General features: G+C 52.2%; 20 protein-coding genes and 1 pseudogene. 4 read left to right on the top strand and 17 right to left on the bottom strand.

Features of this window, described 5'->3' with window-relative positions; all coding sequences use genetic code 11:
- Positions 1-32: 32 nt before the first annotated feature.
- From EHV15_RS20855 to EHV15_RS20830, 6 genes and pseudogenes are all read right to left on the bottom strand, one after another.
- Positions 33-857 (bottom strand): carbohydrate ABC transporter permease, encoded by an 825-nt coding sequence (locus EHV15_RS20855; RefSeq protein ID WP_128632894.1) that lies wholly within the window; start codon positions 855-857, stop codon positions 33-35.
- On the bottom strand, positions 850-1,740 hold the full coding sequence (locus tag EHV15_RS20850; RefSeq protein WP_128635454.1) for a carbohydrate ABC transporter permease: 891 nt from the start codon (positions 1,738-1,740) through the stop codon (positions 850-852). Before EHV15_RS20850 ends, EHV15_RS20855 begins: the two co-directional genes overlap by 8 nt.
- Positions 1,741-1,846: 106 nt before the next feature.
- Positions 1,847-3,190, bottom strand: coding sequence for an ABC transporter substrate-binding protein (locus tag EHV15_RS20845; protein ID WP_128632893.1), 1,344 nt, complete (start codon positions 3,188-3,190; stop codon positions 1,847-1,849).
- Between the two features lie 173 nt (positions 3,191-3,363).
- Complete coding sequence (locus EHV15_RS20840) at positions 3,364-5,163, bottom strand: sensor histidine kinase (protein ID WP_128632892.1); 1,800 nt, start codon at positions 5,161-5,163, stop codon at positions 3,364-3,366.
- A 4-nt stretch (positions 5,164-5,167) separates the two neighbouring features.
- Complete coding sequence (locus EHV15_RS20835; RefSeq protein WP_128632891.1) at positions 5,168-6,727, bottom strand: response regulator transcription factor; 1,560 nt, start codon at positions 6,725-6,727, stop codon at positions 5,168-5,170.
- Between the two features lie 70 nt (positions 6,728-6,797).
- Positions 6,798-8,227 (bottom strand): annotated as a pseudogene (locus tag EHV15_RS20830) (aminotransferase-like domain-containing protein).
- 108 nt (positions 8,228-8,335) lie between these two features.
- Between EHV15_RS20830 and EHV15_RS20825 the strand changes: the two are divergent.
- Positions 8,336-9,265 (top strand): DMT family transporter, encoded by a 930-nt coding sequence (locus EHV15_RS20825; protein WP_128632890.1) that lies wholly within the window; start codon positions 8,336-8,338, stop codon positions 9,263-9,265.
- Positions 9,266-9,789: 524 nt separating this feature from the next.
- Here EHV15_RS20825 and EHV15_RS20820 read toward each other — a convergent pair.
- From EHV15_RS20820 to EHV15_RS20800, 5 genes are all read right to left on the bottom strand, one after another.
- Positions 9,790-9,981, bottom strand: coding sequence for a hypothetical protein (locus tag EHV15_RS20820; RefSeq protein WP_128632889.1), 192 nt, complete (start codon positions 9,979-9,981; stop codon positions 9,790-9,792).
- An 81-nt stretch (positions 9,982-10,062) separates the two neighbouring features.
- Entirely contained in the window at positions 10,063-10,731 is a 669-nt protein-coding gene (locus EHV15_RS20815) for a GntR family transcriptional regulator (protein WP_281281654.1), read from the bottom strand.
- The gene (locus EHV15_RS20810; RefSeq protein ID WP_128632888.1) at positions 10,715-11,422 is read right to left on the bottom strand and encodes a hypothetical protein; all 708 of its coding nucleotides are present in this window, start codon (positions 11,420-11,422) and stop codon (positions 10,715-10,717) included. The genes EHV15_RS20815 and EHV15_RS20810 overlap by 17 nt, the downstream gene beginning before the upstream one ends.
- 23 nt (positions 11,423-11,445) lie before the next feature.
- Positions 11,446-13,578: a hydantoinase/oxoprolinase family protein gene (locus EHV15_RS20805; protein ID WP_128632887.1), complete on the bottom strand. Its 2,133-nt coding sequence runs from the start codon at positions 13,576-13,578 to the stop codon at positions 11,446-11,448.
- 14 nt (positions 13,579-13,592) lie between these two features.
- Positions 13,593-14,945: a citrate transporter gene (locus tag EHV15_RS20800; protein ID WP_218571245.1), complete on the bottom strand. Its 1,353-nt coding sequence runs from the start codon at positions 14,943-14,945 to the stop codon at positions 13,593-13,595.
- 170 nt (positions 14,946-15,115) lie between these two features.
- On the opposite strand from EHV15_RS20800, the gene EHV15_RS20795 reads away from it, so the two are divergent.
- The 3 genes from EHV15_RS20795 (at position 15,116) to EHV15_RS20785 (ending at position 18,724) form a co-directional block, all read left to right on the top strand.
- Entirely contained in the window at positions 15,116-16,087 is a 972-nt protein-coding gene (locus EHV15_RS20795) for a MerR family transcriptional regulator (protein ID WP_128632886.1), read from the top strand.
- A gap of 234 nt (positions 16,088-16,321) precedes the next feature.
- The gene (locus EHV15_RS20790; protein ID WP_128632885.1) at positions 16,322-17,308 is read left to right on the top strand and encodes a hydroxyacid dehydrogenase; all 987 of its coding nucleotides are present in this window, start codon (positions 16,322-16,324) and stop codon (positions 17,306-17,308) included.
- 9 nt (positions 17,309-17,317) lie between these two features.
- Entirely contained in the window at positions 17,318-18,724 is a 1,407-nt protein-coding gene (locus EHV15_RS20785) for an SLC13 family permease (protein WP_178075914.1), read from the top strand.
- A 48-nt stretch (positions 18,725-18,772) separates the two neighbouring features.
- Here EHV15_RS20785 and EHV15_RS20780 read toward each other — a convergent pair whose 3' ends face one another.
- The 6 genes from EHV15_RS20780 to EHV15_RS20755 all read right to left on the bottom strand — a co-directional run bounded on the left by EHV15_RS20780 (position 18,773) and on the right by EHV15_RS20755 (position 26,044).
- Complete coding sequence (locus EHV15_RS20780; RefSeq protein ID WP_128632883.1) at positions 18,773-19,783, bottom strand: pectinesterase family protein; 1,011 nt, start codon at positions 19,781-19,783, stop codon at positions 18,773-18,775.
- Between the two features lie 233 nt (positions 19,784-20,016).
- Positions 20,017-21,375: a glycoside hydrolase family 28 protein gene (locus EHV15_RS20775; protein WP_128632882.1), complete on the bottom strand. Its 1,359-nt coding sequence runs from the start codon at positions 21,373-21,375 to the stop codon at positions 20,017-20,019.
- Positions 21,362-22,486 (bottom strand): glycoside hydrolase family 88/105 protein, encoded by a 1,125-nt coding sequence (locus tag EHV15_RS20770; protein ID WP_128632881.1) that lies wholly within the window; start codon positions 22,484-22,486, stop codon positions 21,362-21,364. Before EHV15_RS20770 ends, EHV15_RS20775 begins: the two co-directional genes overlap by 14 nt.
- A 29-nt stretch (positions 22,487-22,515) precedes the next feature.
- On the bottom strand, positions 22,516-23,391 hold the full coding sequence (locus EHV15_RS20765) for a carbohydrate ABC transporter permease (RefSeq protein WP_128632880.1): 876 nt from the start codon (positions 23,389-23,391) through the stop codon (positions 22,516-22,518).
- 43 nt (positions 23,392-23,434) lie between these two features.
- The gene (locus tag EHV15_RS20760) at positions 23,435-24,403 is read right to left on the bottom strand and encodes an ABC transporter permease (RefSeq protein ID WP_128632879.1); all 969 of its coding nucleotides are present in this window, start codon (positions 24,401-24,403) and stop codon (positions 23,435-23,437) included.
- A gap of 93 nt (positions 24,404-24,496) precedes the next feature.
- Positions 24,497-26,044: an extracellular solute-binding protein gene (locus EHV15_RS20755; protein WP_128632878.1), complete on the bottom strand. Its 1,548-nt coding sequence runs from the start codon at positions 26,042-26,044 to the stop codon at positions 24,497-24,499.
- Positions 26,045-26,203 lie beyond the last annotated feature (159 nt).

The raw sequence follows: 26,203 nt of genomic DNA, 5'->3' as shown, positions 1-26,203 counted from the left end.
GTCCAGCCATCACAGCAAATATAACCTCTCCATCACTTCACCGAACCGATCATCCCGGCGACGAAATGCTTCTGCATCACGAAAAATACGAGCGCCGTCGGCACTGTCGATATGACGATCGCCAGCATGATCAGTCCGTAATCCGGCGCGTAACTGGAACCGAGCGTCGAAATCAGCAGCGGCACCGTCTGCTTCTCCGGCGTTTGCAGCACGATCAGCGGCCACATGTAGTTGTTCCAGCTGCTCATGAACGTGATGATCGCCGCCGCCGCGTACGTCGTTTTCATCGTCGGCACATACACCCGAAAGAACAGCCCCAGCTCGGACAAACCGTCGATCCGGCCGGCCTCCAGCAGCTCTTTCGGGAACATTTTGGTACTCTGCCGGAAGAAAAAAATCAGAAACGCCGTCGTCATCGTCGGCAGCACCACCGCGGCCAGCGTATCGATGCCGATGAGCGGGACCAGGTTGGTGATTTGCCCGAACATCCGGTACAACGGCACCATCATCGCCGCAAACGGGATCATCATCGACAGCAGCAAAATATTAAACACGATGTCCTTCACTTTGCTGCGATAGATCTCGAAGCCGTAACCGGCCAGTGAGGCGATCAGCAGCGCCAGCAGCGTTGTCGACACGGAAACAATCAGGGAATTTTTCAAAGCGTTCAAGATATCGACGGATTCCAGCAAATTGCCCAGATTCGCCATGAAATAAGCTCCCGGCAGCAGCCGCCCCCGGGTCACATCGACGGACGGATTCGTCGCGCTGACGATGATCCACAAAAACGGAAAGATGGACACGAACGCCGCCACGGCAAGAAACAGGTACATCGAGATTCTTTTGACTTTAAGCATTGCGGTCACCTGCCACTTTAAATTGAAGGATCGACAGCACGATGATCATGATCACGATCGAATACGAAACGGTAGCCGCGTACCCGAAATCCGCCGAGTACTTGAACGACAAATTGTAAATGTACTGCGAGATCGAGGTCGTGGCGTTGCCCGGTCCGCCCTTCGTAATGTTCATCACCTCATCGAACAGCTGCAGCGTGCCGATCGTCGAGGTGATCGAGGTGAACAAAATGATCGGCTTCAGCATCGGCATCGTAATGCGGAAAAACTGCTTCACCGCCGAAGCCCCGTCGATTCTCGCCGCCTCATAGATCGACGGATCGATATTTTGCATGCCGGACAAGTAAAAAATCATATTATACCCGGTCCAGCGCCACGTAATGGCGACGATGATCGTCACCTTCGCCCAAAACGGATCGGTGATCCAATGAATCGGTTCGCCCACGACATGCAGGCTCATTAACAGCGAATTAACCAGCCCGCCATCCGCAAACAAATATTTGAAAATAACCGAATACGCCACCAGCGAGGTGATGCAGGGCAGGAAAATCGCCGTCCGGAAAAAACCTTTCCACTTCAAATGGCGGTCGTTCAGCAGTACGGAAATAAATAAAGCCAGCAGCACCATCAGCGGCACCTGTACGAGCAGATAAATGAACGTATTTTTGACCGCGGTGATAAACATCGTATCGGTGAACAGGCGTTTGTAGTTGCCAAGCCCGTTGAAGCTTAAGTTTGAACCGGTGCCGGTCTGAAACGACAGGATCAGGGCCTGAATTATCGGGTAAAAATAAAAGACCGCGATCATCAAAACGGCCAGGATCACAAACAGCCAGCCGACGGCGGAAGCTTTGAGGCGCATGGCGGATCCGGATGCTCTCATCATCGGTTTCATCTCCTTTTTCTCGGATACAACCCATAAGCCGGCCGGATCACAGTAAAACCTTGAACCGGGAACAGCCCAAGGTTTTACCGTTATGACCGCGGACTTACTGCAATTGCGCTTCAGCCTGGGCCTGGGCGTCGCGAATGACGCTGTCGACGTCTTTGCCGTTCAGGTAATTTTGGATTTCAATGACCAAAATATCTTCGATCGCATAGGTGTGCAGGCCGTAATTGACCTTCGGCACCTCTTCGGTCCATTTGGCGAAATCGGCGTAAATCTTCTGCCCGCCGAAATACTCGTCGGCTTTATCGTAGGCGTCTCCGCTGGAGGCGGCCTTGAGCGAACCGATGACCCCGGCTTTTCCCAGCATTTCCGAATACATCTCCGCGTCGGAGCCAAACGTCTCGGCCAGGAAATTCGCCGCGGTATCCTGACCGTCCGTGTTCATGACGTACCAGGAGCTGCCGCCAAGGCTTGACGCATTGACTGAACCCGTGCTGCCGGCCAGCCGCGGCGTAGGCACGACCGCCCATTTGCCCGACTGCGTCGCCTCCGCCTTGACGGAAGGCGTGATCCAGTTGCCCGTCGGCACCGAAGCCACATCGCCGTTGTTAAAAGCGGCCAAAAACTGGCTCCAGTCCGCGTTCATTTTAACGATATTCGCATCGAACATCGCTTTGTACGTTTCCAGCGCTTCCTTAATGGCCGGATTGTCCGCGAGGTTCGGCGTTTTGCCGTCCTCCTGCAAATACCAGGTACCGGCCGACTGCGCCATGACCCTGATGATGCCGAGGTCGTTCGGATCCTGGGTCAGCATGTCTTTCCCAGTTGCCTCCTTCACCTTTTTGCCGATTTCGATGTACTGGTTCCAGTCGATATTCGTCAAGTCGTCCACCGTATAACCGGCCTGCTCCAGATAGTCCGTCCGGACGTACAGCCCGGTTGCGCCGGAGTCGAACGGAACGCCGTATTGCTTGCCGTTATAGCTGGTTGGCCCGATTTTGTATTCGGCAAAATCCTCCGCCTTGATCGCGTCCGACATGTCGCGGAAGGCGTCGGGGTAGGCCTGCAGGAAGTTTTGCGCCCGATAGTCCTCTATTAGCACGATGTTCGGGAGCCCTTTTGTCGTGCCCGAATTCAGTCCGGTGTTCAGCTTCTGCACGATATCGGCCTGCGCATATTCCACGATGTTCACTTTGACGTCCGGGTGCTTCGCTTCATATCTCTGTTTGGCGATTCTAAGCGCGGCGATGTTGAAGTTAGGATCCCAGGCCCAGACGGTGATTTCCTGGCTGCCGCCGGAATCGCCGCCGCCATTCCCCGCTCCCGGGTTCGCCGTTCCCTCCGAACCGCCGGAACTTCCCGATCCGCCCGAACCCGCCGAGCAAGCGGATAAGGCCAACATCAACAGCATAACGGCAAGCATCAGAATCAAGCTTTTTTTCATCCTTTGTTCATCCCCCTGCTTGTTTGTTTGGAAAGCGCTTTCTATCTCCGTTTTTATGATAGCATCGCGGCAATTGGGGCGGTTAGAAATATCTTTGTGCGGATTGGTGATTTTATTGTCCATTGTGGGAAAGCGTATACATCGTTTTGGTCATATTTTTGGATTTTGGTAAATTATTTGGATGCCGCTTCAGTTTCGTCCGCTCCAGCCACCAGCGGCAAAATGATGCGGATTTTCGTCCCCTCCCCTTTGGCGCTGGAAATATGGACTCCGTAAGGCTCTCCGTACAGCAGCTTGATCCGGTTGTCGACGTTTTGGATGCCGATCCCGGTGAACAGCTGGCGGCTGCTTTTCGCGTTAGGCAGTGCATCCGTACCTTCGGTCAGCTCCATGCCGTCGCCGTTGTCGGCCACCTCGCAAACCAGCAAACCGTCATTTTTCGAGACAAGGATGTAAATGGTCCCTTCGTTTTTTTCGTTGAAGGCATGGAAAAAGGCGTTTTCGATAAACGGCTGGATAATCAGCTTTGGCACCTCGTAATGCAGACAGTCCGGCGAGACAAAATAGTTCACTTTGATCCGGTCGCCATACCGCACATGGTTGATAAACACGTAATTTCTCATGTTCTCCAGCTCCTGTCCGATCGTGATCGTCTCGCTGACGTTGCTGATCGTGTTTTGCAGCAGCGAAATCAGCGCGTTGATCGTTTCCGCGGCCGCGCTTTTGCTCCCTTTTTGCACCAGCATTTTGATCGACGCCAGCGTGTTGTACAGGAAATGCGGATTAATCTGCCGCTGCAAGGCTGCCAGCTCCGCGTTCCGCTGCTCCTTTTGCGTCTCCAGCAGCCGGCGGATGTAATCGTTCAGCTCATCCAGCATGTAATTAAACGCCTTGCCCAGCTCTCTAACCTCAAACCCCCCGCTTACCGTTATGTAATTGCTGAAATCTTTTTTCGCGATCGTGGACATTTGGCGGACAAGGCGGGTCAGCGAACCGGTCAGCCTGCGCGACATGACGAAAACGGCCAGCATCGCAAACACGATGATGACCATGCAGGTTAGCGCCACGGACTTCACGTTGATGATCTGCCTTGCGGTATACTGGCGGTCAATCAGGTTTACGAGGTAAAAATGGTATGAGGGCAAATCATGGGACAAAATAATCCGTTCCTTGCCCAGCACGGTACCGCTGTGGTAATCGAGCTGGCCGCGGGCGATCGCTTCAGCATCGTCCAGCAGTTCCGGAACAGTGGTCCCGATCAGTTCCGGCCGATTGGCGGACACGATCATGCCGTGCGAATCGAGCACCAGCACATCGTTGCCGGCGCTGGTGAAACTTTCGAAAAATTGCTTGAACTCCCGCTCGCGGATCGCGATGTACAGCGTGCCGTAATGGAGTCCGCGGGTCCGGTCCACCAGCGCTTTGCTGGCAATGATGAAATCCTCCTCCGCCCCGTCCGCGCCTTGCCGGGTATCGTATTGGTACAGAATGCGCCCGGGATTGGCCGCCGTCCTTGCGGTCAGCGGATCTGCCGCCAGCTCCTCCCCCGTCACCGGCCAATAGGAGCGGTCGGTCGAATAGCTGCGGCCGTTGATGCCCGTAATCGTCACGGCCACATCAAAGGCGCCCAGATTGGAGGCAAGCTGGTCCATCTGCTCCGACATGCGGTAGAACACCTTGGACATCGAAACCGAATCCAGCTCCCCGCCCGTCAAATAGGCTTTTACCGTACCGCTCTGGGCGGCGTAGGTAGCGGCGTTCACGATCGAATCGTTAAACGAATCGAGGCTGGTGTTGATTTGCTTCAGCACCTTGCCATTGGTGATGCTGAACGTTTCCGCAAACAGCCGCTCCGACATGCGGATCGTAATAAGCGAAGTCAGCAAACAGACGGCGGCGATACTCATCGTCATCACCAGGAACAGTTTGGTAAACAGCCGCACACGGCTTAGTTTTTCAAGCGCTTTTTGCATAAAATCAGTCCTTCTTGCCGTAATCATGTCTGCGGTATTGGCTGGGCGACATCCCCGTCTGCTTCCTGAACACCTTCGTAAAATAACTGTGATCCGAATAGCCCACCCGCCCGCTGATCTCCGCGATGGTCAATTCGCCTTTGCGCAGCAGTTCGGCCGCCTTGTTAATGCGGATTTTGTTCAAATATTCGCTGAACCCTTCGGCATTGTGGGCCGAAAAATAGCTGGAAAGATACGACGGATTAAAATGAAAATGCCGGCTGAGCGAGCTTAGGGTGAGCGGCTCGCCATAATGCTCGTCGATATATTCCAGCAGCTTCCTCATATTTCCATCGCCGGCCGGCTGGGATTTGGCAGCCGCCAGCTTTTCCGCCTCCTCCAAAAAGCCGTTCAACCGCGCTATCGCCTCCCCGGCGTCCTCCGCCTCATCGATCGCTTTAAAATATGCGTATTTCATGCCGTCCAGTTCCTTCAGACGCTCATTCGTTTCCGTAATAACGACGGTCATGTTGAAAATGGCGTTGCCGAGAAACGCTTTGAACTCAAAAGGCGGAATCCGGTAATTGCCCGCTACCCGGGCGGCATAATCGCGCAAGCGGCCAAACGCCTCGGCATAACGTTCCTTTTTTAAGTCGGCCAGCAGCCGCTTCATATCAAAAACCTCCGGCTCCCGGGCGGCCGGCAGTTCATCCTGCAACATCAGGATCCGGTCCGGAAAATAAAACCGGTAGTAGAGCAATTGCAGCCATTCCTCGCGGTAGACCTCCTCAAGCTGGTTCAGGTCGGCAAAGCCGGAGCTTATCGCCCAGACCATTTCGGGCATGGCCTCCGCTTTGCCGGCCGCAAGCTCCTTGACGGCGTGAACGGCCTGGCGGACGTGCTCCCGCGGCAGGTTCACCAGCATGAGCAGCCGCTTGCCGTCCGCGAGCATCGTCCTCGGCCGGGCCGGAAAAGGCGCCTCCTTCAAACGCGCCTCCAGGCTGGCGGCAAGCCCGGCGATATAGCTGTGCGGCTCCCCGGCGACCCGGCTAAGATCCGCTCCGAGCAGCACAAACGTGTCGTACGGGAAATACTCCTGGAAACGCTCGCCTTCCTCCGGCGGGAATCCAGCCAGCAGCCGCTCCAGCCGCTGATCCAGCGACAAGCCGCCATCTGCCGTCCGCTCCGTATAATGCAGGCCCGGAATTTTTCGCGCCGTGTTTTGCAGCACCTGCAGCAGTTCCTCCGTCTCCAGCTTGGGCTTCAGGATATAATCGGCGACCCCGCTCTGAAACGTGGAACGTACATAATTGAATTCCCCATAGCTGCTGAGCACGATCACTTCGACCTGTGGATCATGCGCCTTCAGGACACGGGTAAATTCCTCGCCGTCCATCACCGGCATCACGATGTCCGTAATGACGATATGCGGCGACAACCGCTTCATCAACGCCAGCGCTTCCTTGCCGTTCGAGGCTTCGCCGACGATTTGAAAGCCGTATTGCTCCCAGTTCAAATGGTGTTTGATCCCCTGCCGCACCAATATTTCATCATCAACGATCAATATTTTGCACAACTCACGCATCCCCAGCCCCCCTGTTTAGTGAAAGTTAGATTTCTTTTGACAGCGTTTTCATTCTTTTGCGCCTTGAGCGCTACTCCCCGCGCTCAAGCATATGGTACAAACCAATAAACCGTTTCAGCCCTTCCCGCGATTGCTGCTCGTTCAGATAAGAATAGCTGAGCCTGATCCAGGATTCATACGACCTCAGCGGATCGCAGATCGAGCCGGGCACAAAAGTGATGGAACGCTTGACGCTTTCGACGAGCAGCTTGTCGATCGAGACCGTCTCGGGCAGCTTGACCCATAAATTAAAGCCCCCCTCCGGACTGGACCACCCCCAGCCGGCCGCCGCAAGCTCCTCCTCCATGATGTCCCGCCGAATCGCCAGTGCGATCCGCAGTTTTTCCAAATGCTGCTGCATCCGCTGCGAAAAGAAATAATGCAGAAAAATTTTCTGATTCAAGAGCGGCGTTCCGCTGTTCGACAAAGACCTGGCTTTTAAAAAATGTTTCATCACCGGCAGCCGGCAGGCCGTAGCGGCGATGCTGAGCCCCGGAGCCACGTATTTGCTGAAGCTGCGGATATAGATCGTCCACCCCCCTCCGTATCATAGGCAAATAGCGGGAGCGGGGGTTTTTTGCCAAAATAGATATCCCGGTAGGGATCGTCCTCGATCAGCAAACATTGATATTGCTGGGCAAGCTCGACCAGCCTTTTGCGCTGCTCGGCCGGAACCGTGTAGCCCGTAGGATTATGAAAGGTAGGGTTGAGGTAAAAGAGGCGCGGTTTATAGGTTTGCATCAGCCTTTCCACCTCATCCAGCCGATAACCTGACTCCGAAATATCGATGGGAATGATACGGGCCCCCTGCCCTCTAAAGACATCAATCGCCGGGCTGTAAGTGGGCCTTTCCATTAAAACGGCGTCACGCGGTTTGACCAAAACTCTGGCTATCAAATCGATGGCTTCCTGCGACCCCGAGGTAATCAGCAGTTCATCGGCCGACAGATGGAAATGATAGTGATCGGCTAAATAACCGCATAAAGCTTCCCTTAACTCCATATCCCCCTGCACGCTTCCGTAGGTGCCCAGAACTTTAGGGTACAGATCGAACACCTTTTTCACATATTCCGAAAAATAGTGGTTCGGCAGCAGGTTGGGATCAAGCAGCGCTTTGGAATATTGATAGACAGCCTGGACCTGATGGATTTCCGAGAGGCTGCTGCCCTGAACGTTGGCCAAAACGATCGGGTCATCCCGCGTTTCGGCGGGCAAACTGCCGCCGGGCGACACGTAGTAGCCGGATTTATCTTTCACGTACACACTTCCGTTTGCCTTCAGCAACTGATAAGCTTTAAACACCGTAAGCCGGTGGACCTGAAGCTCCGCCGCCAGCTTCCGCACGGAAGGAAGCTTCTCGTCGGCCCGCCACTCCCCGCGCCGAATCCTTTCCAGCACATAATCATAAACCTGTTCGTACAGCTTATCCGCTTGAAATGTTGAAAAATTATAGTCTTCCACTTCTGCCCCGCCTCCTTCCTCCAACTTTAAAATCCAATCTGTTCTATTATATTCGATCTGTTCTATGAAGTCTCCTGTATGATGGAGACAACGACAGGAGGAATGAACATGGTTTTGCTGAATTACATCGTCATGTGTCTCATCTTCGGAACGACCTTTTTGGCCATTAAAGTGGGGGTTGATGCCGGGGCTCCGCCTTTTTTCTCCGCGGGAATTCGTTTTTTTGCGGCGGGCTGTGTCCTGTTTGTGTGGATGGCGTGGAAAAAGAAAGCGAAGCTGTCATTGCTGCTTCGCAAAGAGATGTTTCTGACCGGAGCCGCGCTCACCTTCGGCGTGTTTGCCCCGTTGTATTGGGCGGAGCAGTATTTGAGCTCCGGCATTGCCGCGGTTTTATCGGCCACGGCGCCGCTGATGATTTTGCTGCTGGAGACCCGCATTTCCGGGCGCAAGCTTCCCTTTGGATCGTGGGCCGGCTGCCTTGTCGGGTTCGCGGGACTGATTCTGCTCCTTCTCCCCGGCTTAACGGTATCGTTCAGCAAACTTTGGCTGCTCGCCTGCGCCGCCGTTTTGTTCGGACAGATTTTCTACGCTTGCGGCACCGTCTATTCCCGCCGCGTCATCCGGCGGTTTGCGGACACTTCGCCGATCGCCTTGAACGCGGCGCAAATGATGTATGGCGGGACGCTGCTGATGATTTTGTCGCTGTTTACGGAGAACATAAACATCGGGTCCATGCTGGCGCCCAATGCGGTTATGCCGCTGCTGTATCTGATCGTCGCCGGTTCCATGCTCGGTCACACCATCTTCTACTGGCTCGTCGCCAAGACGAACCCTGTGTTCCCGGCGACCTGGCTTTACATTTCGCCGTTGATCGCCCTAACCCTGGGCGTGCTGCTCTACCATGAGCCGCTTTCCTTCGTGTCCGTGATCGGCGGGATTACGATTATCGGCGGAATCGCGCTCGTCAACCTGGACAACCTGAAGCAGTTGGCGGGGAGAAAAGCTGCGCTCGCCCGCAAAGCAAGCGAGGCGCGATAGGGGCGGCGGCGTACGCGGACCGGATGGCCGGCAGGCGCAGCGGAACGGATCCCGCGTTCATGGACCAGGACCGCGGAGCCCTTCGGGGCTCGACGACCGGGTTCATGAACCGCCAGGAGCCACCGGGTCCTTCTGGGCTCGGCCGTGTTTATGGGCCAGAGGTTCCCGGAAGCCAGCCTTAGCCCCAGCACCGAATATTCCACGAAATGCAAAAGTGCATGCGATTTTTGTCAAAACCACTCGATATGGGCAGTTCAAATGCAAATGTGCAGTTCATTTCCGGTCAAAAGATACTTTTTGATCAAATCGACGATTTTCAAATGCACTTTTGCACTTCATCCGCTCGTAAAGGAAATTTGGTGTAGAATCAAATGTACTTTTGCAGTTGATTTGGCGGTTGCTTCGCCAGTTGGCCCCACCGAGTACTTCAAACTTTCTAATCTAGGGACACTGCTCTAACGGACTCCAGCGACCTTATTTGCCTATTTCCCGGGTATTTCCCGGCCTAACGGATCCACATGACCTTATTTTGCTCTAAACGAGTTCACCAGGGCCGATTCGAGGTAAATAGCGTCATCTGTGTCCGTTATATTTTGCAAACCTCCGTTTTTCCGCAAATAGAGCCTCTGGAGTCCCTTAGCCTCCATCTCTATCTCCATTTCCCTCTTCTCCTTCCTCTCCAACTCCCTCTTCTCCACCCTCTCCACCTGTCTCATCGGCCTCTACCCGACCGGAAATTTTTTAATATTAAAAAAACCGCCATTCGCATACAATGGCGGTTTCTTCATAACCAGGATTCAGAAAAACTGCGGGTACTGTTTGGCCATGCTGTTCACCTGCTCCAACAGGCTGTCGGAATGCTCCTTCACGGCTTGGCGCAGAGCTTCCGCGTCGCGGCCCCGAATGGCCGCAACCATGTTTTCATGCTGATGGATATGGGACTCTAGGACGCCTTCCATCTTGCCGTGCAGCAAACAAATGCGATTATAATGGGAGGCCACCTCTTCAATCGTATACCATGCAAGCGATTCTCCCGCCGTCTCAAAAATAAGCTGATGGAAACGGTTGTCCTTGTGGTAAAACTCGATAAAATATTTTTTGTCCGTATATTTCTTCTGCTTGTTGATCAATTCCTGCATCGTATCCGCCACCAGCTCGCTGCACTTGCGGATAAATTCATCCACCACGGCGGATTCCAGCGACGTCCGAATGAACCATTCCTCGCGCACTCGCTGCAAATCGATTTTGGAAACCACCGTTTTGCGCTGGGGATAGATTTCCACGAGTCCCGACTGCTGCAGGCGCACGACGGCTTCCCGTACCGGCGTCCTGCTGACGCCATAACGTTCGGACAGCTTCTGGACGCTGACGTCCATGCCCGGCTCCAACGTCATGTTCATTATGTCTTCTTTGATTTTATTGTAAGTTACATCGTTTAATGAATTGCTGTTATTTATAATTTTCAACGGTTTCCCTACACCTTCCCGAACCCACTCCTAAAACGTCACGATATATTTCTTCCGCGCCGGAAGAATCGTAACTGAAGTACAAAAGAAAATCCAGAATAAACGGGGAATAGTTTAGTTTATTCAGCTCCCGGGTAAACGCCATGGCTCCGATTTCACTCAAAGCGCGTATCGTAGAGCGGTGCTTAAGCCCGAGAAAATTCCATAATACAATCTTTTCATTCCGCGTATAAATGTCCGGCTCAAACCGGTCTTCCACAACATGAAAAATTTCATGCCCCAAGATAGTATTCATTATATCATCTTGCCGGAATAGTTCAACCAAGCCCGCAGCTTCCCCGGACACCAGCCGAGCCGCCTTGCGCACGGGTTCTGCCATCATGATTATTTTGTCCGGCGGCGTGTAGCAGGCAAACAGAATCCTTTTTCCCGTCATGGAAACATCCTGGAACTCAAGCCGGAGCTTCAACCTTTCGGCAAGCAAACGCACATCCGTACATCCATATTCCCCGCTGATTCGCCTGGCATACTGCCTTCCGCAAGCAACCGCCCCCGCAATCATCTCCGCTTTTTGTTCCGGCCGTATCCGCTGGCTTAAAATATCCCTTGAAAAAGCATACCCTCCCCAAGTTTCATCATCCACCCTGAGCAGCGACCCGAGCATATCTTCCAGCTTGTTTGGCTCCCGCATGCTTCCCCCGTTTCCCAGCGGTATCAACTCTGCTTCATATTGGCGGCGACGACGATAATCTCGGTATCCGGTTCAAAGGTGGACACTTCAATATCCATCAACAGCTCCAACTGCTCGAAATCGGATGCGGTAAAATCCATGACACGCGCGCCTACGCACAGGTAAAAATCCGGTCTGGCAATGAGTTCCGTCTTATAAACGGCCATCGCTTCCCACAGTTTTTCCACGGCCCGCAAATACGCTCCGGCGGTTGTCTTGATGGCCATGGCCCGGCCTCTCTGAATTTTAATGAATCCTTTACTGTCCAGGATACGGACGGCCCCGGCGTCTCCCGCTTTTTCGACTTTTTCGCCAAAAATATAAAAATACCGGGTTTTCTCCAGCAACTGCGTCCGATCGATGGAAATCCGCATATCGCCTGCGGCGATTTCCTGGAGCTCCGCTTCACTGCATTCCTTTAACAGCTCATTGGTTTTGACTTCCGTGGAACCGGTGGCGATCGCGGTGACCTTGGAGGTTTGCGGATCGATGTCGATATGAATTTCCACACTCTCCGGCGTTGCCCCGCTTTGGATGGCTTTATTCATCGCTTCCATTTTAATCGCGCTGATGTCCTCCTTGGAAGGCGACGGGATGATCCGTTCCACCACGTCCCTGACCATGGCAAGAGCTACGCCGATCGAAGAAATAACCTCGGCATTTTCGGGGATGCTGTACTTAAGTCCCATCTTTTCTGCAAAATACACGATTAGCGAAGCCGCTCCGCCCCCGACCCCAACCAAAGAGATCTGATCTTTCTCCAGCTTGTATTTGTCCGCCAGCGACAAAATGACCGGTTCGATTTTGGCGTATGCCTTCTCCATAATTTGCCCGGCGATATCTTCCACCGTCGTCCCGCAATAATCAGCTAACGCCTGCATTGCCTTTCTGGCCGCTTCCACATTTCCATAGGAAAAATGCTCTTCCTTCACCAGTCCAAGCACGTTGGCCGCGCAGGAATTCGTGATCGTCACCCGTTCGCCGTTTTCCAGCCGGATCGCCACATAGTCCGCTGGGTCGCCGGGTTTTGGCGAAAAAAATTCCACCTTGGCCCCCTTGATTTTGGCCGGGTCGGTAAATACCGCATAATCAAGCCCGGCGATGTGCGCGGACCTCGGTCCGACATCGATAACCCCGGTTTTGGCGGCGCGGACCATCGATCCCCCGGCCACGCCAAGCACCCGTACATCCAGCGAATTGACATAGGTGGGGTGACCGCCGACGATCGAGTAATCGATCGCCGGGCGGCCGTTTTTGATGACGCCGATATTGGTTGTCGTGCCCCCGACCTCAAAATACACGCCGTTGGAGGCCCGCAAATACATCAAAGAGCCCATCACCGAAGCGGCCGGACCGGAAAGCATCGTAAGAATCGGGCGTTTCTTCATTTCACTGATTTCCATTACACCGCCGTCGCCGCGCATAATCATTAAAGGCACGTGGACGCCGGCTTCCCTTACGGACCGCTCCGTTGAACCCGCCGTATCCAGCATTTTGGGAAGAATGCTGGCGTTAATCGCCGCCGTTCTCGTTCTGCGGGTCAACCCGTACAGTTTCGTAATGTCGGACGCCATCGTGGTGGGAAGGCCTTTTTTCTCCGCCTCTTCATACACAAGCTGCTCGGGTCTGCCGTTATCGACGCCAAAGGCCATGGACGGAACAATCACCTGCGCTCCCATTCCTTCCAGCTCTTCGATGACCTGCAGCACGGTTTCTTTCGTCATTTTTTTGACATGGATAAAGCTGTTGAAGATTTGAATCGCTTTGTTGTTTCCCAAATCGATGTTCGCTAGTTTCGTCTGTCTTTTGGCCAAAAAACCTTCGATTCCGCCTTTGCCCATCCCAATAATGCCGACTTGGGCGATATCGCCTTCAATCAGCGCATTGGTTGCTTGCGTCGTACTGTGCGCCACAAAAACGACATCCTCCGGCTGGATGTTATTTTCCTTCAAGCAGTTTTGGAAACATCTTACCACCCCGGCGGCTACGCCTCTGGCATCGTCATGCGTCGTTTTGACGGACGATTTGCCGATAATTTCGTGGGTTTCGTTGTCAATGGCCACGGCTTTAGTATGCGTTCCTCCTACATCTATCCCCATGCGAATTACTTTGCTCATGTTTATCCTCCAACTTAAACGAGATTACCGTACATGACAAAAACGACGGCGCAAAGAATAACCCCGATGATCCAGCCTGTAGGGATGGACATCTTCATGTAATCCCTGGCCGGTACCTTCGTATAGCCAAACCCCCAAGCGACCCATGACTGGGTAACGTCCAAGTGCTGCGGCGCAACCGTGGTGACGGCGAATAAAGGATACAAAAATTGCACGGGCCAAGCGGCCGTCGATACAACCACAGCCAGAATGGCCGCCCCGGATCCAACCAGATTCATCGGCCCGCGGAAGAAGCCAAGCGGCGTTAATACCGCAAACACGATGCATAACATTAACGCCGTCTGGGGCATAAATCCGCCAAACAGGATTTTAAAGTAAGGCGATGCATATGTAGCGGCGTTATTAAACATGGCGAGCGTCAGCAAAAAGCCGATCATGGGCGCCACATCGATCGCTCCGTCCGCAAACTGCTTCGAAAGCATGCGGCAAATGTTCGCAAAACCGCCCTTTAATTTACCGCAAGTCCACAAGGCGAACAGGCCGGCAACAATAAATCCGAAAATAATCGGGATTTTGAACGCGACCACGCCAATGACCGGAAGAATGATCGCAATCCAGGAAATGGCGGGCGCATCTCCTTTATTTTCTTCCTCAGGCGTCGTTGCCGCCCAGGCGCGGGATATTTTCTTCTTGTTCATGGAAAGGTTAGCCACAATAAGCACAACGATCAGCGAAACGGCCATCGCAATCATGCCAAAGGCGAAGTAGGCGTTATAATCATAGCTGGCATAACTTTCGTTGGCGGTAGCGAAGATCGCCTGATACTGTTTGAAGTTCACGATATTCCCGAAAATCCCGGCCATAATGGAGCCCATAAAGGAGAATAAGGCAATCGGGGAAGGAATACCGAGCGAAAGCATGATCGGCAATACGATGACAGCAATGGAAATAACCGGCCCGATTCCGGTCATGGAGGTGAATATTACGGCCGTAACGATACATAGGAGCGACATCGTCACTCTGGGTTTGTCTCCCCCCAGCTCCACCACTTTGCGAATTAACGTTGCGGCGATCCCGGTGTCAATCAAAATCCGGCCGAAAAAGGCCCCGAAGAAAACGTTTACAAGTATGGCTTTACCGTAGTTTTCGGGTCCCGTCTGAAAGACATTCGTCAGTACGGAAACCCATGTTTGCCCCTCCATCGCTCCAGTGGGTGAAATGGCGTTTCCGATCAAGGCGACTGCAGTCCATACAACCGACATGATAAAAAAGCCCACCATGAGGTTATACCCCTTCACGCAGTACCACACGAGCCCAAAAAACGACAGTACCATGATGAAACCGATTACAAAATTAACAACATCCACAAAATGCCCTCCTTAAAGTTTTGTGAGCATTGCTTCCTCAATATAGCATCGTACAAAACTCGCTTCGGAAGCACTACTTAATTAGGAATAAAACAGCAATAACTAGCATACTAACATGTTAATTACTATAACTAACATGTCAGTTTTCTTGTCAAATAGTACCACGGCTGTTGTATAACGTCAATATAGATCTTCACTTTTACCCTGCCATTCCGCTTGTTCCGCCAACCACAGAAATGATAAAATGGCTTATAAAAATACTTAAAGGTTGGTTGCGACGTATGGAACAAAAAGACCGGAAATTCATGGCAGCTTATCGGATCGGTGAAGTCGCAAATATGCTCGGTATGCATCCCCAAACGATTCGCTACTATGACAAGGTAGGTATCGTGCTCCCTGGTGAAAAAAATCACAAAAACGAAAGATTATACGCATCCTATGACGTATATATGATTATGATCCGAAAACAATATCAGAATATGGGATTTTCCATTGAAGAAACGGAAAAAATCTTCAATGAAAATGATATTAAAGACTTGGCGGAAAGCCTGGGAAACAAGATTGCCGAAAATGAAAAGGATCTTTTGAAGAAGCAATATTGTTTGGAAGGGATGAAGCAATTAAAAGAACTGGTAGAATCCATACCGGTCTTCTACAAACGTTGTTTTTATCGAGTACGTCCTCCCAGATGGCATCATTTGCACTTGCGGGAGGATATTCTCGAAAATACAGGCAATGGTACGTTAGCCAGAAAAATCGGAATGGAAGCCATGCCTTTATGCCGCCATACTTTAGGAATCAAACAATCGGATATTGAAACGAAAGAACATCCGGTCTCCACTTATTGCGACTTGACCTTGGAAAAAAGGTATGCCGAATTTTACGGATTCGACCAAATCTCCACCTCTTTTTTTGTAGAGCCGCAGCCCTGCATCTATACAATCTTCAAAGTGGATTCGTACGACTCGGTAAAATGGAGTTATTTGGAGTACGTAGAGCAGTTTATGACCACCAACCGCCTGGAGCTGAACGGTGACGTGCAATTGGTTACCATCGCCAATACGTTCGAAGGAGCGAACGACGAAAGAGAACGGTACCGCTATTTCGAAGCATGGGTTCCCTTTAAAAATAAAGTACAGTAACTGTACAGGAAGGCCGGAAAACGTAAAAACGATAACGGAAATTACTATAATCAGGCATAAAAAGGAATGAACTGGATCCGCCGGGATTCAATTTCGTTCCTTTTTCCTTTTTATCTTATAAAGCAAGTATTGACTGTACAGTAGCTGTAGCCTTTAGAATGCAGTTGCTTGATACTTTTTTCACATACTTTTGCGGAAAAAGCCGTCACCATACTACTGTAACGGAGGGTTCATATGTTAACAAAAATTTTGTTATGCGAAGCCATAAACCAAAAAGGGGTGGACCTGTTGGAGCGTCACGGATTCGAGGTCGTCGTTTCTCCTTCTACCGATGCGGAAACCTTGAAACAGCTAAGCCGGGACGTCTACGGCATCATTGTTCGTACAAGCCCTTTGCCAAGAGAAGTGATCGAATCCGCCTCGAATCTGTCCATCATCTCTCGTCACGGAATCGGTGTGGACAATATCGATGTGGATGCCGCCACTGAACGCGGTATCCTTGTCAGCAGAGTTTTGAATGCCAACGCTTACTCTGTGGCGGAGTACATTATAGCTTCCATGATGACGCTCGGAAGAAATTTGTTCCCTGCGGACCGGTTAATAAGAACGGGCAAGCTGTCGGAAGCAGGGGCTTCTTTGCCCGGATTGGTCAATCGCTATAAAGCGGGCGGCAGCGAAATCAAAGGCAAAAAACTGGGGATCATCGGGTTTGGGAGCATCGGCAGCATCATTGCCGAATTGGTGAAATCGCTGAACGTTTCGGTATACGTATATGATGAATACGTAAAAACGGACAATCCGAACGTGATTCAAGTAAATACGGCAAAAGAAATATACGAGGTTTCCGATTTCGTCACCATTAATGTGCCGCTTACGGAAACGACCAAAAATCTGGTAACCCTTGAGACGCTGAAACAAATGAAGCCTACGGCTTATTTGATTAATGCCAGCCGCGGCGGGATCGTCAACGAAGCCGACTTAGCGTATGCGCTGAACCAGGATTACATCGCCGGAGCTGCCGTCGATGTCTATTCGGTCGAACCGCCAGAGCTGGACAACCCTTTATTTTCGGCTAAAAACGTTATCCTTACTCCACACATTGCGGGAACGACGGCCGAAGCTATTGAGAATCTTTCCGTCGGCTCCGCACAAGCGATTGTCGATTACCATCTTGGCAAAACGCCTGCTTACGTAGTCAATCAGGCAGTTCTGGAAAAGTAGGTGAACTCGTTGAAAAACCCAAGTACCAAAAAAATTATCGGCGCGATTATCGGACTTGTGTTTGCCGTCGCGATTGCCTTCCTTCCTCCTTTTGAAGGACTGGACCAAAAGTCCATGATCGTGCTGGGAACGCTGGTTTGCGCCATCATTTTCTGGATTGCGGACGTCATGCCGGATTTTGCGGTGAGTCTGATCATGTGCGCCTCCTGGGTCGTTCTGGGCGTGGTTCCGTTTAACGATGCCTTTTCGCAATTTTCCGGAACCAGCTGGTGGATGGTCATTGGCGGTTTGGGCATCGGCATCGCGGTTAGCGGAACCGGGTTGATGAAGCGAATTGCCCTGCATGTCATGAAATTTTTCCCGACGACGTTCAAAGGGCAAAGTCTGGCCGTGTTATTGGCGGGGTTGATCGTTTCCCCCACCATTCCCAGCACCAATGCCAAAGGCTCGATTGCCGCACCGCTCAGCTTGTCGATCAGCGATACGATGGGATATGAAAGAAAGAGCAAAGCGAGCGCCGGCTTGTTTCTCTCCATGTTTTTCGGCTTCGTCTGCGCTTCTCCGATCTTTCTGAGCGCCACGTTCATGAACTATGTCGGCAGAGGATTGTTGGACGAATCCGTTCAAAAACAACTGACTTGGGGGAACTGGTTCCTGTATGCTTTGCCGTGGTCGGTTGTCTTTATTGCCGGCAGCTATTTTGCCATCAAGCATTTCTTTGGGCCCAAGAACGATATAAAGCTGCCCGGCGATTTCCTTAAAAACCAGTTAAAAGAACTGGGCGCGATGAGCAAAAACGAGAAAATTACGGCTGTCATTTTGATCGTCACACTTATTTTGTGGATGCTGGAAAAAAGAACCGGTATTTCGTCGGCCGTCATTGCCATACTCGCGGTTTCCATCCTTGTTGGCCTTAAGGTGATTACCGTCGCCGATTTCAAAAATAAAATACCTTGGAATGCCGTCATTTTTATCGGTTGCGCGTTGAATCTCGGGACCGTTCTTCCGAAAGTCGGCATCGATCAATGGATCGGCAGCACACTTACGCCCGTTATCGAACCGGTCCTGCAAAATCCCTATATTCTGGTAGTTGTACTGGCATTGCTGGTTTACGCCATTCGTTTCCTGCTGGTTTCTCTGTCTGCGGCGGTAACCATTTTCATCCTGATCGTGCTTCCGCTGCTGGCAAACACGGGGATCAATCCGTTCATTATTACATTTGCAACGATCACTTCCGTCAATATCTGGATTTTGCAATACCAAAACCCGCCTTTCCTGACGACGTATTATGCCATAGACGGAAAAATGGCGACCGCTAAACAAACCATGCTTGGTTCGGTCATCTATATGGCGGTAAATATCGTCGGGCTGCTGATCAGCGTCCCGTTTTGGCAATGGCTGGGGCTGCTGGGGTAAAGACAAATCGCGTAGGAGGGGGCGGTCCCCCTCCCCCCGTCCTCTCACCTATAAATCCGGATCGCTTATTTCAAAAAAGCCCCTCCCTTGCCGCCAAAAACCCGTCCCCGAAAATACATGTTCCGGGCGATACTCGTGATCCGCTTCCGCGTCTTCGATCCAACCCGCCCACGGAACACGGGACGAGCGCAGCCGGCCGGCATCCCTTGTCCCCGTCCCCAATTCCAAATACCGGACCGTCGCTTCGTTGGCGGGATTATTCCAGTTGTCCCAGCCCCCGGGGTGAATATGTTCGCCCATCAGGCAGTGAATAAATACGGTTTGCGCGTACTCCCGCCAAGGGCGCCCCAAATATACCGATGCTTCAGGCACGCCCGGTTCCGCCGTCAGGAAGCAATCGCGGAATACATAACCGTACTTCTGCCCCAGCGGCGTCGATGCCGCCGTGATGTAGCCAACGCCGCCGCCTTCATGAACGAGGCTGCGGATTTCGCAAGCCTCGAACACCGCCGTCGCCCCGCCGAAGATGAAATCAACCGTTCCTTCGATATAGCAGTTCCGGTAGAACTGGCGGTAATGGGCATGGTGTTCCCTCAGCGAAATCCCGCCGAACGCGGCTCGTTCCCTCGGCGCCGGGGGCAGCGGGCCCGTGAACAGCGTATCCTGATGCCCTTTTAACGTACAGTTTCGGAACACCGTCTGGTCGCAATGCGCATACACCGCCACCGCCTGGCCTATCGTTTCGCCCTGCCCGGCCGTGTTCGAGATCGTCAGATTTTCCACAACGAGATGGCTGCCGCCCAAAAACAACGTCGGCGTGGCGAACGTCCCGACTTCCTCGCCGTGTTCATCCCGCTCCTTGGCGTACCGGTTCATCGCGATTTCTACATCTCCGATGCCAACAATGCGAAGATGGGGGCGGTAAATCACAACCTGTTCTTCATATCGTCCCGCTAAAATGTACAGGGTCGCAGGCTTCATGGAAGCATCCCGCTCCAGCGCTTCCACCGCTTCCCGGATTGTCCGGTAATCGCAAAATGCTTCTTTTCCTACGAGCATGGTTTGCCAATCCCTCCGGTCAAAATTATTCCGTCCCCTCCCAACGAAGCTATATAAGTTGAACTATTGATTTTACGGATCAGGGCAGCCGTGTGAAATGTTCTTACGATCGCTGTTGTTCGCGGATTTCTCTAATTGAACTAAATTCAGATGCTGTAGAAATCCGCTCACAAAGGCGACCACTGCCGTTTCTTCAGAATCATTTCCCACTCTTGCCTAACTTCCATATTTCTTTAGTCCAACTTATATTCAAAGGATGCCGACGTCACCTGTTCCACCAATTTTTCCGGCTTGGCGGTATTTTTCGAGCGGCAATCCGTAATTTCCACGTCATCCCCGTTTTCGATGTAAAAAGCCGGGCCTTCATGGTTTTCAACCGTTACCCGGCTGAACCGCACGTCCCGCACATTCCCCAAATAGAAACCGCGCCGCGCCATGTCGCTGATGCCGGCCATCATCGCCGGGCGTCCGGGAATCGCGTTCTTTGCCATCGAAATATCGATGTTATCGAAGGTGATTTCGGAGATATACCGCTCCGCCAGACCATACAGAAACCCGGCGGAAGCGTGAACGCTGCGCGCCGTGATGCCGGAGAAATGAATGCGCCGGAAGTTCGGCGTTTCTTCCGTCACGGGATACGGATTTTTATCCCAAACGTATTTATCCTTGCCGCGTGGTCCGCAGAAATAATAAAGATTCATGATAAATGGACAGATCACGTCCTCCATCACGATATTGCTGATCCGGATATCTTCGACAACGCCTCCGCGGCCGCGGCGGGATTTCAGCCGGATGCCGCGGTCCGTTTGCTTGAAGATGCAATTCGATATCGTTACATTGCGGATATTCCCGCTCATTTCACTGCCCAGCACGACCCCGCCATGCCCGTGCACCATCGTGCAGTTCACGATCGTAATATTTTCGCAAGGGATCCGCTCTTTGGTATCCTCAGTTCCCGCCTTAATGGCGATACAGTCGTCCCCTACATCGATATTGCAGTTGCTGATCCGCACATTCGTGCACGACTCCGGGTTGATGCCGTCCGTATTCGGCGAATCTGCTGGGTTCAGTATCGACACATTGTCGATCGTCACATCATAGCAGCAAATCGGGTTAACCGTCCAACTAGGTGAGTTAACCAGTGTCACATCTTTGATGCTTACACCCCGGCAGCGGTCAAAGCTGATCAGCTTCGGACGCGGAAACGCCAGCTCTTCCGGGCGGTTTCTGTGCTTATCCCACCACGGTTCCCCATTTCCGTCGAGACAGCCGCTTCCGGACACGGACACGTTTTGGAGATCTTCCCCGTAGATGCAGGAGGCGTGAACCTTCCTTGTTACCCCTTCCCATCTGGACTCGACGACCGGATAATCGTCCGGGGCCGTACTGAAGGACAACACCGCGCCGGGACTAAGCCGCAGCTCGATATTGCTTTTCATGAGGATGGCCCCGGTCAGAAACGTGCCGGCCGGAACCATAACCGTGCCTCCCCCGGCTTCGCTTGCGGCCGCGATGGCGGCTGCGATCGCCCCGGTTGCCAAAACCCCGCTGTCCCTGACCGCTCCATAATCGGTGATGTTATACATGCACATTTGGTTTGTTCTCCGATCTGTTCAATAATGACTCCATTTCAACGCACGCCATCACAAACGCCCCGACGCCGTGCAAATCATTTTTCACTTTAGGGCGCGTGGCGTAATTGTCGTAATCGCCGGCTGAAGTGCCGATACAGATGTCCGGCAGCACCAGGCGGCCCTCTTCATCCCACTCTACGACACGGGTCAGCCCTTCATACCCTTTTTTTGCGGCGCTCACGGCCTCTTCATCGGCGATTCCCCGCTGCACCGCTTTGACGATGGTGTATACAAAAAGGCAGGAGCCCGACGTTTCCAGCCAGTTGTCCGGGCGGTCGCCCTTGTCGACGACCTGGTACCACAGTCCGCTCTCCCGGTCTTGATACCGGATCAGGGCATCTACGAATCCTTGCAAAGCGTTAGCGAGTTCATTCCTCCCGGGCTCATCGTCAGGCAGCAAATCAAGGAATTTCGCCAGGGCCAGGCCATACCATCCAAGCGACCTGCCCCAAAATTCCGGAGAACATCCGGTTTGCGGATCTGCCCAGGGCATCCGGCGGCTCTCATCCCAGGCATGATACAACAATCCTGTCCGGCCGTCCTTCATATGTTTGCGCATCAGTTTCTCCTGGCGCAGCACCTCTGCCCTGAGCCCCGTTTCCCCGAACGCATTCGCATATTTTAGCGAGAATACCCCCGCCATATAAAGCCCGTCAAGCCACATTTGATAAGGATATTTATCCTTATGCCAATAACCGCCTTCGGACGTTCTGTTCAAAGTCAGCAGCAGGTTTCTCAGCTTATCCGCCGCGATCCGGTATTTCGCCGCTCCGGTCCGTTCATACAACTTGAACAGCAGCAGCCCCGCCTGCACAGCATCCAGCTCATCCCTGGCAAAATAAAAATTACCTTGCTCATCCACCAGATCATCCACATACTCCTGGATATACTGAATGTATCGCTCTTCCTGAACGGCTTCCCAAAGCAGTTCCATGCCGCACAGGAAAACACCTTGATGGTAATGCCAGCGGTGCGCGGGAGGCAAACTGCCGGCGGCGTAGGTGTCCATCAGCGAATCGCAGGCCTTCCTCGCCCATTCTATCGGTGTGTTCGGACGATGAACTGTCATCTCCAAGCTCCTTCCAAATGGATTTCAAACTAACCTTTGATCGAGCCGAGCATGGCCCCTTTGGCGAAATGCTTCTGCAAAAACGGGTAAACGAGCAGAATCGGCACCGTGGCGACCACGATGACCGCCATCTTGATCGTTTGATCCGGAGGCGGCACCGTACCGTCCAAGGTGGAACTGTGATCGAGCCCGCTCGCCAGCACGACGATTTGCCGGAGAAGCACCTGGATCGGCCATTTCACGCTGTCATTCAGGTACAAAATTGCCGACATGTACGTATTCCAGTACGTCACCGCATAAAACAGGGAAATCGTCGCAATCGCGGGCATCGACAGCGGCAATACGATTTTGAACAGGATACCAAAGTCGCTGCAGCCGTCGATTCGCGCGGATTCCTCCAGACCTTCCGGAATGTTCTGAAAAAAGTTTTTCAAAATAATCATATTAAAGGCACTGATGGCCGACGGAACGATGAGCGAAGCATACGTATCGATCATCCCAAGCTCCTTCACGACCAGAAACGTAGGGATCAAACCGCCGTTAAACAACATTGTAAATACAACGAGAAAATTGATCGTTTTGCGGCCGTCGAGATCTTTGCGGGCCAGCGCATAAGCCATCAGCGCCGTCAGCAGCATACTGAACAGCGTACCGATCAAAGTAACGCCGACCGAAACGCCCATCGCTTTGAAGATCGTATTCGTCGAAAAAATGAATTTGTAAGCTTCCAGGCTCCATACCTTCGGGATCAGCACAAATTTATTGGCCGCCAGCTCCGCGTTGGTCGTGAACGAACCGGCCACGACATGGATGAAGGGAAGCACTGTTATGAGGGCGACGATGGCCAACAACGTAAAATTAATGGCGGCGTATATTCTGCCGCTTATAGATCTGTCTTCTACCATATAGACTCCTCCCACGGCATCTATAAAAGTTAGCTCGCTCGCTCTAATAGACGCCTTCTTCCCCGATTTTCTTGGCTACTTTGTTGACCAGCACGACCATGATCAGGCCGATCACGGATTTAAAGAACCCGATCGCCGTACTGTAGCTGTACTGCCCCTGCCGCAAGCCGGCGGTGTATACGTACGTATCGATAATTTCCGCAACCTGCCGGTTCATTGAATTCAGCAGCAAGTAGACGTGCTCAAACCCGAGGTCAAGCACATGACCGATTTTCAAAATAAACAGCGTGATAATGACGCCCCGGATCGCCGGAAGCGTAATATGCCATACTTGGCGCATTCTGCCTGCTCCATCGATCCGCGCCGCTTCATACAGCCCCGGATCGATGGCCGCAATGGCCGCCAGATAAATAATCGTTCCCCAACCCGCTTCCCTCCAAATGACCTGGAGGATATACATCGGTCTGAACCAGCTGGGATTCAGCAAAAAGTTGATTTTTTCAAATCCGAAATAAACCAGCAGTTCGTTGATAATACCACCGTCCATCGTCACCATGACATAGGTAATCGAAACGATGATGACCCAGGACATGAAGTGCGGCAAATAGACTAGCGTCTGAAACAGCCTTTTGAAGAAGTTGCCCCGCAGCTCGTTCAACATCAACGCTAAGATGATCGGCACCGGAAAATAAATGAACAGGTTGAGCGCGAACAAAACAATCGTGTTGATCAAAATGTTCGTGAAGTCCGGTTCGGTAAACAGCCGCTTGAAATGCTCCATACCGACCCATTCGCTGCCCATAATTCCGTTATAAGGCTTGTAATTCTGAAAAGAAATAATCAGCCCGTACATCGGCAAATACTTGAAAATGATAAAATATAACACTCCCGGCAGCAGCATAATATACAGCCATTTGTTTCTCCACAGCCGCTTCCTGAGCTCACCGGTTTTTTTTCGGCTGTCAGGCTGGATCTTGGGAGCGGCAGTGGACGGAGCGGTCGCTTCCTGCATGTGTCTCTTCCTCTCTGCTTCTTAATTCATCCGAACAGGCTATATAAGATGAACTATTGAAACATCAGCCTCATAACCTGTTCGGCTTACGTTTTATCTGGCAGCGTTATACTCCTCGATGATTTTCGATCCGCCGCGGCTCTTCCATTGTTCCACCGCTTTTTCAAAGCCGGCCTTGTCGATTTGACCATAGATATATTGGTACGTGGCGTCCGTAATGATTTGCTGAAGCTCTACTCCCTTATTCGTATAGGTCTGCGAGTCGAGAGCCGCCGTCGGATCAGGCACGCCCACCTTTACATTTTCCTTGATCAATTCCTCGGCATGAATCCGCCCCGGCAGCGTATTGTAGCTTTCGTACATGCCGTTCGTTTCGAACTCGCCGATAACGCTGTCCTTGAACGGCTTCACTTCGCGTTCGATCAATTCCTTGTTTTCCGCGGCTTGCGCTTTTCCTTCCACTACCGTATAATGCGTGCCTTCGATGCCCCAGTACATCAAATTGGCCACTTCAGGCGTCATCATCTTGTCAAAGAACGCCAAAATCTTCTTGAGCTCCGCTTCATCTTGCACCGAGGATTTCGGGAACAGGACGATATTGTTATAACCCGGAATCATCCATTGGGCGAATTTCCCGTCCGGTCCGGCAACCATGCTATGCGTGTCCAGCACGGCATCCGGAACGTTTTTGATCAAATCCTTGTGGATCGAATCGATATCCTGCATGGACCCGCCGATATAAAGTCCGGCCTTGCCGCTGGTGAACATATTGACGGCATCGGTTTTGCTCGTGGCTGCAAAATCCTGGTTGATGTAACCGTTGTCACGAAGCTTTTTGAAAAAGTCCATCGTATCGATATACTGCGGGAACATAAACTCCGGCTGGAGCTGGCCGTCCTTCTCGCCCCAGTTGTTCGGCGTGCCGAACCAGGAGGATACCGTTTTGAAGGCCCCGTAAACCAGTTCGTTCCGGTCGACAATCCCTGTCGTGTCCTTTTGGCCGTTTCCGTCCGGGTCTTGTTCGCTGAACGCCTTCGCCATTTCGAACAATTCATCCACATTGGCCGGTGCGGTAAGCCCCAATTTGTCCGCCCAGTCCTTGCGGTAAATGATGCCTTGGCGGGCAAGCGGTCTGCCGATGTAAAGCGAATACAGCTTGCCGTCCACTTTCGTGTTGTCAAGAATTTCCGGCTTCAATTTGTTCAGATTCGGGAATTCGCTCAAATAAGGGCCGATTTCCCAGAACTGCCCGTCCTTGATCGCCTCTTTCATTTGAATAAACGTAGTCTGGTTTTTGAGATAAGTCACTTGCGGCAAAGAGCCTGTCGCAAACGCGGTATTCAGCTTTTCCTCATAAGTGTCCGCCGGGAAAAACTGATACGTCAGCTTCGTGTTCGTCAGTTTCTCGAGTTCGGTTTTGATCGTGTCCGGAGGGGTCTCGGATGTATTTAATGGAAGCATGATCGTGATTTCCGTCGGTTTGTCCGACCCTGCCGATTTGTTCTGTCCGTTCGCCGCAGTGGATGAACCGGGCTCTGTCGCGGCTGCGCCGCCTCCATTGTTACCGCTTCCACAACCGGCCAGCATGACGCTAAGCGATAAGAGTGCGGTTAACAATAGGGTGAAAGACTTTTTCTTCATACCGTTTTGACCTCCAATGTCCAATGGAATGTATTGGTTACAACTTCACAGTACATTCCGCCGGAGCATTCCGGAAACAATCATTTCCTCATAATGGCCGCCGCACAGGGCATATCTGAAATAATGATTATCGTGGTGATGAACGAAATAAAATGAAAA

It is taken from the genome of Paenibacillus oralis (assembly GCF_003863965.1).
Classification (GTDB): domain Bacteria; phylum Bacillota; class Bacilli; order Paenibacillales; family Paenibacillaceae; genus Fontibacillus; species Fontibacillus oralis.
Note: the sequence above shows the minus strand (reverse complement) of the source record. Positions and strands in the feature narration are given on the sequence as shown.

Coding starts and splice junctions, on each gene's coding strand:
- EHV15_RS20855 (WP_128632894.1), bottom strand. CDS start 857: ATGCTTAAAGTCAAAAGAATCTCGATGTACCTGTTTCTTGCCGTGGCG.
- EHV15_RS20850 (WP_128635454.1), bottom strand. CDS start 1,740: ATGAGAGCATCCGGATCCGCCATGCGCCTCAAAGCTTCCGCCGTCGGC.
- EHV15_RS20845 (WP_128632893.1), bottom strand. CDS start 3,190: ATGAAAAAAAGCTTGATTCTGATGCTTGCCGTTATGCTGTTGATGTTG.
- EHV15_RS20840 (WP_128632892.1), bottom strand. CDS start 5,163: ATGCAAAAAGCGCTTGAAAAACTAAGCCGTGTGCGGCTGTTTACCAAA.
- EHV15_RS20835 (WP_128632891.1), bottom strand. CDS start 6,727: ATGCGTGAGTTGTGCAAAATATTGATCGTTGATGATGAAATATTGGTG.
- EHV15_RS20825 (WP_128632890.1), top strand. CDS start 8,336: ATGGTTTTGCTGAATTACATCGTCATGTGTCTCATCTTCGGAACGACC.
- EHV15_RS20820 (WP_128632889.1), bottom strand. CDS start 9,981: ATGAGACAGGTGGAGAGGGTGGAGAAGAGGGAGTTGGAGAGGAAGGAG.
- EHV15_RS20810 (WP_128632888.1), bottom strand. CDS start 11,422: ATGCGGGAGCCAAACAAGCTGGAAGATATGCTCGGGTCGCTGCTCAGG.
- EHV15_RS20805 (WP_128632887.1), bottom strand. CDS start 13,578: ATGAGCAAAGTAATTCGCATGGGGATAGATGTAGGAGGAACGCATACT.
- EHV15_RS20790 (WP_128632885.1), top strand. CDS start 16,322: ATGTTAACAAAAATTTTGTTATGCGAAGCCATAAACCAAAAAGGGGTG.
- EHV15_RS20780 (WP_128632883.1), bottom strand. CDS start 19,783: ATGCTCGTAGGAAAAGAAGCATTTTGCGATTACCGGACAATCCGGGAA.
- EHV15_RS20775 (WP_128632882.1), bottom strand. CDS start 21,375: ATGTGCATGTATAACATCACCGATTATGGAGCGGTCAGGGACAGCGGG.
- EHV15_RS20770 (WP_128632881.1), bottom strand. CDS start 22,486: ATGACAGTTCATCGTCCGAACACACCGATAGAATGGGCGAGGAAGGCC.
- EHV15_RS20765 (WP_128632880.1), bottom strand. CDS start 23,391: ATGGTAGAAGACAGATCTATAAGCGGCAGAATATACGCCGCCATTAAT.
- EHV15_RS20760 (WP_128632879.1), bottom strand. CDS start 24,403: ATGCAGGAAGCGACCGCTCCGTCCACTGCCGCTCCCAAGATCCAGCCT.
- EHV15_RS20755 (WP_128632878.1), bottom strand. CDS start 26,044: ATGAAGAAAAAGTCTTTCACCCTATTGTTAACCGCACTCTTATCGCTT.